This window comes from Vibrio gallicus, from assembly GCF_024346875.1.
Taxonomy (GTDB): domain Bacteria; phylum Pseudomonadota; class Gammaproteobacteria; order Enterobacterales; family Vibrionaceae; genus Vibrio; species Vibrio gallicus.
Genome location: NZ_AP024871.1, coordinates 1,308,690 through 1,320,866 on the forward strand (window position 1 = coordinate 1,308,690; position 12,177 = coordinate 1,320,866).

The following is a 12,177-nucleotide window of genomic DNA, read 5'->3' on the forward strand; positions in this document are numbered from 1 at the left end:
CAGTGTCTTAAATGCATCGCCTAGCGTCAAGAAATTTAAGTAAAAGTCAGACCTTATCGTGATTTTTGGTAATCGATAGTTGTAAACGTTGCTTAACAGCACCTAATATGCGGTTGCGCACATGCGAAAGTTTAAGCTGGTTTTTGGGTGTAAATGAAATAGGCCTAGTTAATTCGGCTGTCTTGATGCCGAGCCTAGCGGTCAATAGTCCGACCCCTATCCCCTGTGCAGCGCGTGAAGATAATTTAGCGGTCATATCCATAGATAAAAAATCTATCCCAGCATCAATCACCAGTTCACTTCCTCCGGCGGCAGCCATATTAATAAATATGGAGCGCAGCAGCTTTATCCGCGACCAATAACCTAGCTCAACCCCATAGGATTTAGAGATGGCACTCACCATAGCCAAACTTCTCCATACCACCAAAGCCATATCTGCAATTGCAATAGGACTGACAGCTACCATAACCGCCGCCTCTGAAGAGTACTTGGCAATCAGGCGACTTACTCTTGAATCAATCGGCTCAAGCACGCTGGCTTGGTATAGGTCTAAGATGTCATTATCGCTATGAGTAGGGAGGACTTGTGCTTCAAATTTCTCCACCATTGGCGTTTCAACATTATTAGCAAACAACCCTTTGTTTAACTGTTCACAAAAGGGTAAAGCCTGCCCATAGCCATTTTGCTTAGCGATGACTTGAGATTGCTGCTGTAGATCAGCCTGCCCTTTTAGCCTGCGTAACTTAATGAGCTCTCGAATAAGTGCGCCAAGACCAATACAACTAATGATGCTCCACAACGCTATCCACGCTAGAGCAAGGTAATCGGCACTATCTAATGCCTCTATAAACGAATCAACCAATTGCCACACCAACAATCCGCCAAACAAGAGCGCTAGCATTCGTAGGCGTAGTTTCTTAGGCTGCGGTTTTAGCGCCTGTTCTATATCGGTTTCAATATCAGATCCATCGCTAACTAGGGTGGCATCTTGTGTAACAAAATCGCTAGAATCAAAGGTTTGCTTTTTCTGCAACTCTTCAGCATCTTGCTGTGATTGAGTCTGATGAAACACGTGTTTTTGTTTGTAGTTATCCATCTATCATCTCAACTTATCACCAATTAAAAACTCAATAGCCTTGTCCATCGCAATATGCGGTAATGCCTCACCTTCACCACAAGATTTCGGTTGAAAACTGCTAAACTCAAAGCCAGAGTTTTTCCAAAAATGAGCATTAGGGAGTGTGGCTGGTACCTCGCCAGGATACAGTGTGATTTTCTCACCATTGTCTAATGTACCGCTAATCGCCGGTTGCGCTTTACCTTTACTCTCTACGTAGCCCGCCTCAGTTGCCGATATGGATGCGACAGGCAAGCACTCCATTTCAACATTCTCAAATGATACGTATTGCCAGATTGGTTGCACTAAATGGCGAAGCAATAGCGCAAGATTCGAATGTTGATCTGGCGTGACATGATCCGCTTTGGTCGCAGCAAACAATAATTTATCGGTGCGAGGTGCAAACAGACGACGTAAAATCGAATTATTGCCGTAGCTGAAGCTTTTCATAATATCTGAAATTGCCCACTGCATATCATTAAACGCATGTGGCCCTTGATTCAGCGAAGAAAGAACATCAACTAATACTATCTGGCGGTCAAATTCTGAGAAATAACGCTTATAAAAGGGCTTAATTACTTGATTTTGATATTCTCGATAGCGTTTATCCAACAGCTCCAGAGCGCTGCCTTTAATCAGTTTAGCTTCTGCGACATATGGGAAAAACGACAACACCGGCGCGTGGGCAAGCTCACCGGGTAATACGAATCGACCCGGCTGAATATGATGATAGCCGTGAGACTTTAACAGCAGCAATAATTGGGTATAGTCATTGGATATTTGATTAATTAATCCATCACCCTTGTCTTGATTTAGCTTGAGGTCGACAACAGACTGCAGCCATTTTTTTACCTCTGGTAGTGGGATCTGCTCTAAGTGCTGTAATTGATTGGCTGACCATGTAGCAAAGTCCATTTCCAACATTGGTAAATCAAGTAACCACTCTCCTGGATAATCGACAATGTCTAGATACAAGGTGGCGGTGCGTGACAATAACTTACGAGTTCGGCTATTGGGCTTGTATTTAATCGCCAATCGAATCTCACTGACATCACGAGTAGGTTGCGGCCATTGCGGAGGGGTTGAACTCAATGATTTGATGCTTGCGTCCAGATTAAATCTAGGGGTCAGTAGGTTTTTTTGCGGTACTCTTCTCGCGCCTAGTAAGCGCTGTTGTTGCTGAACTCTTAATAAAGGAAGATTATCGTTGGTTGCACTTGATATTAATTGATTAACTAACGAAGTAATAAATGCCGTTTTCCCAGCACGAGAAAGCCCCGTCACACCAATACGGATATGGGTGTCGAGGCCTCGATTTATTAAGTTTTTGGTTTGTCTTGTGATCTTCATATGTCTCTCCGACCCTTAAAATATTAGATAAAATGCTTTATTTCCAGCATCGGAGGGGATCATCAACACAGTTTAGTCGTCAACGATAAGCTTATAGATGACAAATAGTGCCAATTCTAGAGACAAGGTCAACGCAATAGTAATCGTTATATATTTCTCTTGAAAGATAGAGATCCCATCTAAGATAAGATCGTATGCAAGCGTGCCACCAATCAGCACTGCGATGATAATCTGTAGAATTTTAATGAAACGAGCCATCCACTTTCCTTGTAATTAAATAAATCAGTAAGGTGCATTGCAAAAAACCAACACAATTGCGCAATAATCACTATTACCCTAGCTACATATCACTGAAAATTAAAGGAAAAGCGCGACAAGTGTCGCACTTTTATTCGTTATGCATCATCTAGTTGCGCAATATTTACCTTCCATGTGTCAGGACCAAGCTGATGAGCATTGGCACCCGTAGCATCCACAGCGACCGTAACCGGCATGTCTTCTACATCAAATTCGTAGATGGCTTCCATCCCAAGCTCTTCAAATGCGATAACCTTGGCACTCTTCACTGCCTTAGATACAAGATAAGCCGCGCCCCCAACCGCCATCAAATAGACCGCCTTATTTTGCTTAATTAGCTCGACTGTTTGCGCCCCGCGCTCGGCCTTTCCTATCATGCCAGCGATACCGGTTTGAGTAAGCATCATCTCGCTAAACTTATCCATACGAGTGGATGTGGTCGGTCCCGCTGGACCTACGGCTTCATCACCCACCGCATCCACAGGACCCACGTAGTAGATAAACTTGCCTTTGAAATCCACGCCATCGGGAAGCCCTTGTCCACTTTCCAATAGTTGCTGAATACGTTTATGTGCTGCATCACGTCCCGTGAGCATCTTGCCAGATAAGAGTAAGGTTTCACCCATTTTCCAGCTCTCGATATCAGCTTGAGTGATAGTATCTAGGTTCACTCTACGTGCGGTGTCACCCGCCTCCCATGTCACTTCAGGCCAATCCTCTAGCTTAGGGGCTTCTAATTGTGCAGGCCCCGAACCATCAAGAGTGAAGTGCACATGGCGCGTTGCAGCGCAGTTAGGAATCATACACACCGGCTTAGATGCAGCATGCGTTGGTGCGGTCTTGATCTTCACATCAAGTACGGTAGTCAAACCCCCTAGACCTTGCGCGCCAATACCGGTTTTGTTGGCCCTATCAAAGATATCTAGCCGCAGTTTTTCCTCAGTCGTACTTGCGCCGCGCGCTTTTAATTCATGGATATCAACCGCTTCCATTAGAGACTCTTTTGCCAATACCGCAGCTTTTTCCGCCGTGCCTCCAATCCCTATGCCTAGCATACCCGGTGGACACCATCCTGCCCCCATTGTCGGTAGTGTTTCTTCAACCCATTGCGCAACATCATCTGAAGGGTTTAGCATTACCATTTTGGCTTTATTTTCAGAACCGCCGCCTTTAGCCGCAATCTGAATTTCGACCTTATCTCCCGCCACCATATTGATGTGCACAACTGCAGGAGTATTGTCTTTACTATTAATACGTTTACCTGCTGGATCTAACAAAATGGATGCTCGCAGCGGATTTTGCGGATTGGTATACGCCTTACGCACGCCTTCGTCCACCATCTGTTGCACAGTCATGTCCGTATCATCCCATTGCACGGCCATGCCTATATTAACAAAGCAGGTAACTATCCCAGTATCTTGACAGATCGGGCGATGACCTTGTGCCGACATGCGAGAATTTATTAGTATTTGTGCAATAGCATCCTTTGCCGCACTACTTTGCTCAGCATGGTACGCCTTTTCCAGTGCTTGAATAAAATCAAGAGGATGATAATAAGAGATATATTGAAGTGCGTCAGCAACGCTATCGATGACGTCTTGCTTACGAATTACAGCCATTCGTATTGCCCCTTTTAGTGTCTTTTGAATTCCATTTACGCCGGTAAACGCCACGACGCTCTAACTTTAGTAATAACTATGATACCCTTGGCACGATTATCAAACCATACTCACCATTGTGGTGTTGTCACAATTCATACAAATTGATTCATGTTTGTTCATAAACCAAAAATAACTGAAATACCTTATGAGGCAAAACTCGCTCATACAATATTCGAAGCTTGTCATCACCTACCGTGGGCAATGCTTTTAAGTTCAGCCGATAGCTGTCACGCAAATAGTCGTTTTGATATTGTGGCACTCAAGCCATTGATAACGGTTGAGACCTGCGGTGCAAACAGTGAAATTTCACAGCAAGGCAAAGTTACTCATTCAACAACAGATCCTTTCACTCTGCTAAGAGAATTACAAGCAGAGCACTTACCCTACTCTCCAGAGATGGAAGATATCCCGTTTTGTGGCGGTTGGTTAGGATATTTTGGATACGACTTAGGCCGTCAGATAGAAAATATTCCTAATATTGCCAAGCACGACATAGATGCCCCAGATCTTGCCGTAGGCTTGTATGAGTCAGCACTGATAATTGATCACAAACTAAAACAAGCCTATTGGGTTGGTGAGGTTCCAAACATTGAGAGTGAGACCAGAATAAGTAAAGGCCCATTCAAGCTGACCTCTCAATGGCAACCCAATATGTCTAAAGCCGCCTATATTGAAAAGTTTGACCGAGTGCAAGAGTACCTCTCTTCTGGTGATTGCTATCAGATAAATCTTGCTCAACGCTTTAAAGCGCAGTTTGTTGGGGATGAGTGGCAAGCGTATAAAACATTAGAGCATGAAAATTGCGCCCCATTTTCGGCCTTCATTCGCCTTAGTGAGCACGCTATTATTAGTATCTCACCAGAGCGTTTTCTACAATGTCATCGCAATCAAGTAGAAACCAAACCGATTAAGGGCACCAGGCCAAGGTTTAAAGACCCCTCTCTAGATCAAGCGCAGATTGATGACCTTAAAACCGCATCTAAAGATCAAGCGGAAAACTTAATGATAGTGGACCTATTACGGAATGATATTGGCCGAGTATGCGCGCCCGGAACGGTAAAAGTGCCAACGCTATTTGATATCGAGAGCTTTCCAGCTGTGCATCATCTAGTAAGCACTATTACCGGTGAACTAGACCAAAATTATGATGTATACGACCTTATTCGAGCATGCTTTCCCGGCGGTTCAATCACTGGTGCGCCTAAAGTCAGAGCAATGCAGATTATCGAAGAGCTCGAGCCACATCGACGGAACGTTTATTGTGGAAGCATCGGCTATATCAGTCGTTGTGGCAATATCGATACCAGTATCACGATTCGAACCCTGATCTCCCAACAAGGTACCTTATACGCTTGGGCTGGCGGTGGTTTGGTTGCAGATAGCCAAGCAGATGCCGAATATCAAGAAACACTGGATAAATTGGGGAAAATTCTGCCAATATTAAGCTAACAACAGCACACATAAGGAAGTAACTCTCAGTGAACCGCAATCAATTTATGAGGCGTTTTAATTTTTCGAGCCCGCAAGCATATGACTCGATCAGTTTACAGCGTTTACTTCCTATTCAAACCGAGACCTTACGCCCTGCCGCCGTATTAATAGGTCTTGTTGAGCGTAGCAACGGCCTGCACGTTCTATTGACAAAACGGGCTGCACATTTAAAGCACCACCCAGGACAGATTAGCTTTCCTGGAGGGAAATATGAGCCACAAGATGGCCAGCTACGCCACACTGCAACCCGAGAAACATGTGAAGAAGTGGGCTTAGAGCCACATCAAATTAAGATTATCGGTGCACTGCCTCCAATACCTACGGTTAGTCAATTTGCCGTCTCGCCTTTTGTGGCATTAATTGACAGCAACTATAGCACCTCACTTGACCACAATGAGGTTGAAGAAGCCTTCGAAGTACCGGCCGCTTTCCTGTTTTCTCCTAAAAACACCTACTCCAACCATTTTGAATTAAGGCACAGCCAACATAAAATCTTTGCTATTTCCTATCAGAGACACTTCATTTGGGGGGTAACCGCACAGATTATTGAGGCGATACAGCGTCAACTTGCTTGAATATCCACCGCTTATTAAAAAAAGCGCACTAAAACCTTGAAGCTCACATTTAGCTAAGTAAACTGAGAGGTTCTATTTCTATTTTGTTTTCTCAATAGCATCTATTGGAGAGTTTTATCTAATGACTTACGCGCCTGTAACAGACGTACTTGGCGGAAAGCTTGCGATCGACAGTGAAGTTACTGTTCGCGGCTGGATCCGTTCACGTCGTGATTCCAAAGCTGGAATCTCTTTTCTTGCCATCTATGACGGCTCTTGTTTCGACCCGATTCAGGCCGTGGTCCCTAATAATTTAAACAATTATGAAGACGAAGTACTAAAGCTAACCACTGGCTGCTCTGTTGAAGTAACGGGTACCATTGTAGAATCACCGGCCAAAGGCCAAGACTTTGAGCTTGCAGCGACAAACGTTAAAGTTGTCGGCTGGGTTGAAGATGCTGATACCTACCCAATGGCTAAAACTCGTCACTCTATCGAGTACTTACGTGAAGTAGCGCATCTGCGTCCACGTACTAACGTGATTGGCGCTGTAGCGCGCGTACGTAACTGCTTATCGCAAGCTATTCATCGCTTCTACCACGAGCAAGGCTTCTTCTGGACGTCAGCGCCGTTAATCACCGCATCTGATGCTGAAGGTGCAGGTGAGATGTTCCGCGTTTCGACACTAGACCTAGAAAACCTGCCTCGCACAGACAAAGGTAATGTAGATTACAACGAAGACTTCTTTGGTAAAGAGACCTTCCTTACCGTATCTGGTCAGCTAAACGCAGAAGCGTATGCATGCGCCCTGAGTAAGGTTTACACCTTTGGACCGACATTCCGCGCTGAAAACTCAAACACCAGCCGCCACTTAGCAGAGTTCTGGATGGTTGAACCAGAGATCGCCTTTGCCGATCTTGATGACGCTGCAAAATTGGCTGAAGACATGCTTAAGTATGTATTTAAAGCTGTTCTTGCCGAGCGTCGTGATGACCTTGAGTTCTTTGCTCAGCGTATCGACAAACAAGCCATTACTCGTCTAGAACAGTTTGTAGACGCTGACTTTGCTCAAGTAGACTATACCGACGCAATCCAAATCCTACTCGATTCTGGTCGTAAGTTTGAATTTGATGTGGAATGGGGTATCGATATGTCATCAGAGCATGAACGTTACCTTGCAGAGGAGCATTTCAAGGCTCCTGTTATCGTTAAGAACTACCCGAAAGACATCAAAGCTTTCTATATGCGCTTAAATGACGATGGCAAAACCGTAGCGGCTATGGATGTTCTAGCACCTGGCATAGGTGAAATCATCGGTGGTGCTCAACGTGAAGAGCGTCTTGACGTACTTGATGAGCGCATGATTGCTATGGGCATCGACCCTGAGCACATGAGCTGGTATCGCGATCTACGTAAATACGGCACCGTACCACATGCAGGTTTTGGTCTTGGTTTCGAGCGTCTAGTATCTTACGTAACTGGTATGGGGAATGTGCGAGACGTAATTCCATTCCCACGCACACCACGTAGTGCAAACTTCTAGATTACGCATTGTTATTTAAACCGCCTACGGGCGGTTTTTTTGTATCCAAATTACAAAAAAAATTGATATTAGACAGGTGTTACTGCTTACATTGTTAAATTAATTACAAAGCTATTGTTTTGCCGTTTTTGTACAGGTATAAAAGAAGATAGTCACAATCCATTAATTCACTTTAACACGGACGATCCTCATGTTTGAAAAAGTAGTAGCAGCTCCTGCCGACCCTATCTTAGGTTTAACTGAAGAGTTTAAAAAAGATACTCGCGATACCAAAATTAATCTCGGTGTGGGTATCTATAAGAACGAGCAAGGTACAACCCCTGTTCTAGCCACTGTAAAAAAAGCAGAACAAGCAATTCTTGAGACTGAAACTACTAAATCTTACTTAACCATTGAAGGTACAGCGGAATACGCACTAGCGGTACAGAAACTGCTATTTGGTGACAATAGCACTATTGTTTCAAGCAAGCGTGCTAAGACAGCTCAAGCGCCTGGTGGCACCGGTGCTCTGCGCGTTGCCGGCGAGTTTATAAAACGCCATCTAAGCGGCGCTAAGATCTGGATCAGCAACCCTACATGGGCAAACCATAAAGGTGTATTTACTGCAGCAGGAATCGAACTGGCAGAATACCGTTACTATGACGCACAGACAAAAGCCAAAGATTTTGACGCTATGCTTGCCGATTTAGAGCAAGCTAAAGAAGGCGATATCGTCCTTCTACACGGTTGCTGTCACAACCCTACGGGGATTGACCCAACGGCTGAAGAGTGGCAAACCCTTGCTAAATTAGCCTCTGACAAGAAACTGATCCCATTGTTTGATTTCGCTTATCAAGGTTTTGGTAACGGTGTTGAAGAAGACGCCGCAGGTCTACGCGCTTTCGCTGACCACAATAGTGAAATCCTAGTTGCTAGTTCTTTCTCTAAAAACTTTGGCCTATATAACGAACGTGTTGGGGCATTTACCTTAGTGGCAAAAGATAATGATGTAGCAGTACAGGCGTTTTCTCAGGTTAAAGCTATTATCCGCTCTATCTACTCAAACCCACCTGCTCACGGCTCTGCAGTTGTGACGCATATCCTCAATAATCCTGGCCTACGCGCAGAATGGGAAGCGGAAGTAAAAGAGATGCGTGATCGCATTCAACAGATGCGTACTCTGTTTGTTGAAACGCTAAAGGCTCAAGGCGTCACTGATGACTTTAGCTTTATTGAGCGTCAAAACGGTATGTTCTCTTTCTCTGGTTTGAGCAAAGAACAAGTAGGCCGTCTAAAAGAAGAGTTTGCGATTTACATCGTAGGTTCAGGTCGTATTAGTGTAGCGGGTATGACTAAAGACAATATGCTTCCTCTTTGTAAAGGCATTGCCGCTGTTCTATAAGCTCTAGTTTACTGGAATTAACAGCAAAAACCTCAGCTATTTAGCTGAGGTTTTTTATTGGTGTGCTCACAAGATTAAGTATCTAAAATACAGTATATAACTGCCCTAAAGTTACCATCGTAACTTAGCTATGACCCCGCCTTGATTTAGATTCAAGTCATTATTCCACGTCGTTCTTCCATATACGCCGAAAGCTAAATTATCGAATAGATAATAATCCGCACTCAGTTCAAATGACGCTTCATGTGTCACATCGTAGTCCAGATATTCCAAGCTTGCCTTTAGTGCTATATCTTGAGAAAGGCCATAGTTTAATGCCCCATAGCCACCTAAGATAAAGTCCTTTTCTGATAGCAAGGTCGACCCATTTTGATTACGCAGTTTTAATTTTGAACCACCTAACCTGATCCCAGCTTCGAGGTCTAACGACTCACATAAGGCAAAACGACGCCCAGCAGAAACAATTAGATAATCGGCTCTATCATTTTGCTCATCGAAATGGGTAAAACGAGCTTTATATTCAAGGTTGACGACATATAACTCACTGAGCACCCATTGCAGATTGAAGCGGCTAACTGTGACACTGTCTCTATCAACTAATACATCGGAATCAAGGTCTCCACCACCAATTGAAGCACTAAAATACGAGTAATCCACCGCAGGACTCGACCGCTGCGCAGCTTCTAGCGACGGACTTAACAGCAACATACTTATTAAACCAAGGGGAATGAATTTCTGCAATCGACGCTCCTTTCGATAGCTTTTAAAACACAACAGTTTGAGTTTAGTACAATTAATTGCCTATATGGTGCTACTAAAACCGACAAATCGTCATTTAAATTTCAACAGCTTAGTGACTATTCGTTGATTTCGTTCCAAAATGGGGTAGAGATCTTGGAACAGGTATAATCATGGAAGCGGAACTACTCGAAATACAACAATTCTTAGCGCAATATCCCCCATTTAACCAACTGCCTGAAGAGGTGTTGGCCGAGGTGACTCGCAATACTGAAATTTCTTATGTAAGAGAAAACAAAAGCGTCGTTGAACTAGGTCAAACCATTGAAGAGTTTTTTGTCATTCGCAGTGGCGTTATTGAAATTAGCAAACGAAACGGTCAACTATACAACCGCTTGGACGAAGGCGCCGTGTTCGGTCAGATGGCGCTATTAAGTAACGGTCGAGTACAATTTCCCGCCAAAGCAATAGAAGACTCACTTATCTACTGCATTCCAGGCGAAACCTTCCAATATCTTTATGATAATTTTGATAGCTTCGCTGACTTTGTTGCCGCTGAGAACAATATTCGTTTACGCCGTGCCATCGCCAATAACAATGACGAAAATGACCTAACCACAGTTAAGGTACGTGAACTTATATCGCGACCAGTCTATACCATCTTTGATAATGAAAGCATCAAGCAAGCTGCTATTATTATGGATGAAGAAAATACCTCCTGCCTATTGGTTATCTCAGAAGAAGAGCACCTGCAAGATGAAGTACAAGGCATCCTTACTGACCGTGATCTCTGTACTCGAGCCCTTGCTCGGGGCGTAGATACCGATGCCCCCCTAAGCTCAGTGATGACCAAAGAGGTTATTACATTAGACAGTAATGCTTATGTATATGAAGCCATGTTAACCATGTTGCGATATAACGTGCATCACCTGCCTATAATGCGCAAAGGGCAAGCACTTGGCGTTATTGAAGCAACCGATATTGTTCGCTACGAGTCTCAAAACTCCTTATTGTTAGTAAGCTCTATCTTCCAACAAAACACCATCGAAGAACTGGTGGTACTTTCCGAACAAGTAAGAGAAAGCTTTGTTCGATTTGTTAATGAAGATGCCAATTCACATATGATTGGCAGCGCGATGTCGGTTATTGGTCAAAGCTTTAAACAGCGTATTATTGAGCTTGGCGAAGAAGAACTTGGCCCTGCGCCTATCCCCTACTGCTTCCTTGCATTAGGCTCGATGGCAAGAGATGAGCAGCTTATTGTCACCGATCAAGACAACGCCATCATTTTGTCCAACAGCTTTGAAAAAGAAAAACATGACCAGTACTTTAGTGAACTTGCAAAATGGGTCAGTGATGGCTTGGACAAATGTGGTTATCCCTACTGTACCGGTGACATTATGGCAACCAACCCAATATGGCGCATGACTCAAACTGAATGGGAGGAATGCTTCTCCGATTGGATCGATAATCCAAACCCTAAAGCATTACTCAATGCCTCTATCTTTTTTGACCTTGTAGGAGTACACGGCCAACTCAAGTGGGCGGATCAACTTAATCGCTTTATAACCAAGCGCGCCCGTAAAAGCCCTAAGTTTTTAGCCCTGATGGCACGTAATGCCCTCAATAGAACCCCACCACTTGGCTTCTTTAAAAGTTTTGTGATGGAGAAAGATGGTAAGCATAGAAAATCAATCAACCTTAAACGACGCGGTACAGCACCATTAGCGGATCTAATACGTGTTCATGCTCTAGCGATTGGTTCGACCCAGCAAAACTCATTTGAGCGTTTAGATGATATCTTGGAAAGTGCTCTATTACCGAAAGGCAAAGCGCAAGATCTCAAGGATGCCCTTGAGTTTATCTCAATGGTTCGTATTCGACATCAAGCTATAGATATCGAACAAGGTAATGAGCCTGATAATAATATTGAACCTGATAACCTGTCCGAATTTGAACGTCGTAACCTTAAAGATGCTTTCCAAATCTTAAGCAACGCGCAAAACTTCCTCAAGTTTCGTCACCAAGGAAATACATTTAGATAG

Annotated in this window: 10 protein-coding genes; 5 read left to right on the forward strand and 5 right to left on the reverse strand. The window is 44.0% G+C overall.

What is annotated here, in order from left to right; translation table 11 throughout:
* Positions 1-46: 46 nt before the first annotated feature.
* The 4 genes from OCU28_RS06065 to OCU28_RS06080 all read right to left on the reverse strand — a co-directional run bounded on the left by OCU28_RS06065 (position 47) and on the right by OCU28_RS06080 (position 4,383).
* Positions 47-1,096: a YcjF family protein gene (locus tag OCU28_RS06065; RefSeq protein WP_261815327.1), complete on the reverse strand. Its 1,050-nt coding sequence runs from the start codon at positions 1,094-1,096 to the stop codon at positions 47-49.
* Positions 1,097-1,099: 3 nt separating this feature from the next.
* Complete coding sequence (locus OCU28_RS06070) at positions 1,100-2,467, reverse strand: YcjX family GTP-binding protein (RefSeq protein ID WP_261815328.1); 1,368 nt, start codon at positions 2,465-2,467, stop codon at positions 1,100-1,102.
* Between the two features lie 72 nt (positions 2,468-2,539).
* Entirely contained in the window at positions 2,540-2,725 is a 186-nt protein-coding gene (locus OCU28_RS06075; protein WP_261815329.1) for a hypothetical protein, read from the reverse strand.
* A gap of 137 nt (positions 2,726-2,862) precedes the next feature.
* Entirely contained in the window at positions 2,863-4,383 is a 1,521-nt protein-coding gene (locus tag OCU28_RS06080; protein WP_261815330.1) for a fumarate hydratase, read from the reverse strand.
* Between the two features lie 150 nt (positions 4,384-4,533).
* On the opposite strand from OCU28_RS06080, the gene pabB reads away from it, so the two are divergent.
* The 4 genes from pabB to OCU28_RS06100 all read left to right on the forward strand — a co-directional run bounded on the left by pabB (position 4,534) and on the right by OCU28_RS06100 (position 9,394).
* Positions 4,534-5,874 carry an aminodeoxychorismate synthase component I gene (pabB, locus tag OCU28_RS06085; RefSeq protein WP_261815331.1) on the forward strand — a complete coding sequence of 447 codons (1,341 nt, stop codon included), beginning with the start codon at positions 4,534-4,536 and terminating at the stop codon, positions 5,872-5,874.
* A gap of 47 nt (positions 5,875-5,921) precedes the next feature.
* On the forward strand, positions 5,922-6,491 hold the full coding sequence (locus OCU28_RS06090) for a CoA pyrophosphatase (protein ID WP_261817444.1): 570 nt from the start codon (positions 5,922-5,924) through the stop codon (positions 6,489-6,491).
* 121 nt (positions 6,492-6,612) lie between these two features.
* Positions 6,613-8,013, forward strand: a complete 1,401-nt coding sequence (gene asnS / locus OCU28_RS06095) for an asparagine--tRNA ligase (protein ID WP_261815332.1) — start codon at positions 6,613-6,615, stop codon at positions 8,011-8,013.
* A gap of 190 nt (positions 8,014-8,203) precedes the next feature.
* Positions 8,204-9,394 (forward strand): amino acid aminotransferase, encoded by a 1,191-nt coding sequence (locus OCU28_RS06100; protein ID WP_261815333.1) that lies wholly within the window; start codon positions 8,204-8,206, stop codon positions 9,392-9,394.
* A gap of 111 nt (positions 9,395-9,505) precedes the next feature.
* On the opposite strand, the gene OCU28_RS06105 is transcribed toward OCU28_RS06100, so the two are convergent.
* A complete protein-coding gene (locus OCU28_RS06105) occupies positions 9,506-10,135 on the reverse strand; it encodes a hypothetical protein (protein WP_261815334.1) in 630 nt (209 codons plus the stop codon).
* A 170-nt stretch (positions 10,136-10,305) separates the two neighbouring features.
* On the opposite strand from OCU28_RS06105, the gene OCU28_RS06110 reads away from it, so the two are divergent.
* The gene (locus OCU28_RS06110) at positions 10,306-12,177 is read left to right on the forward strand and encodes a putative nucleotidyltransferase substrate binding domain-containing protein (protein ID WP_261815335.1); all 1,872 of its coding nucleotides are present in this window, start codon (positions 10,306-10,308) and stop codon (positions 12,175-12,177) included.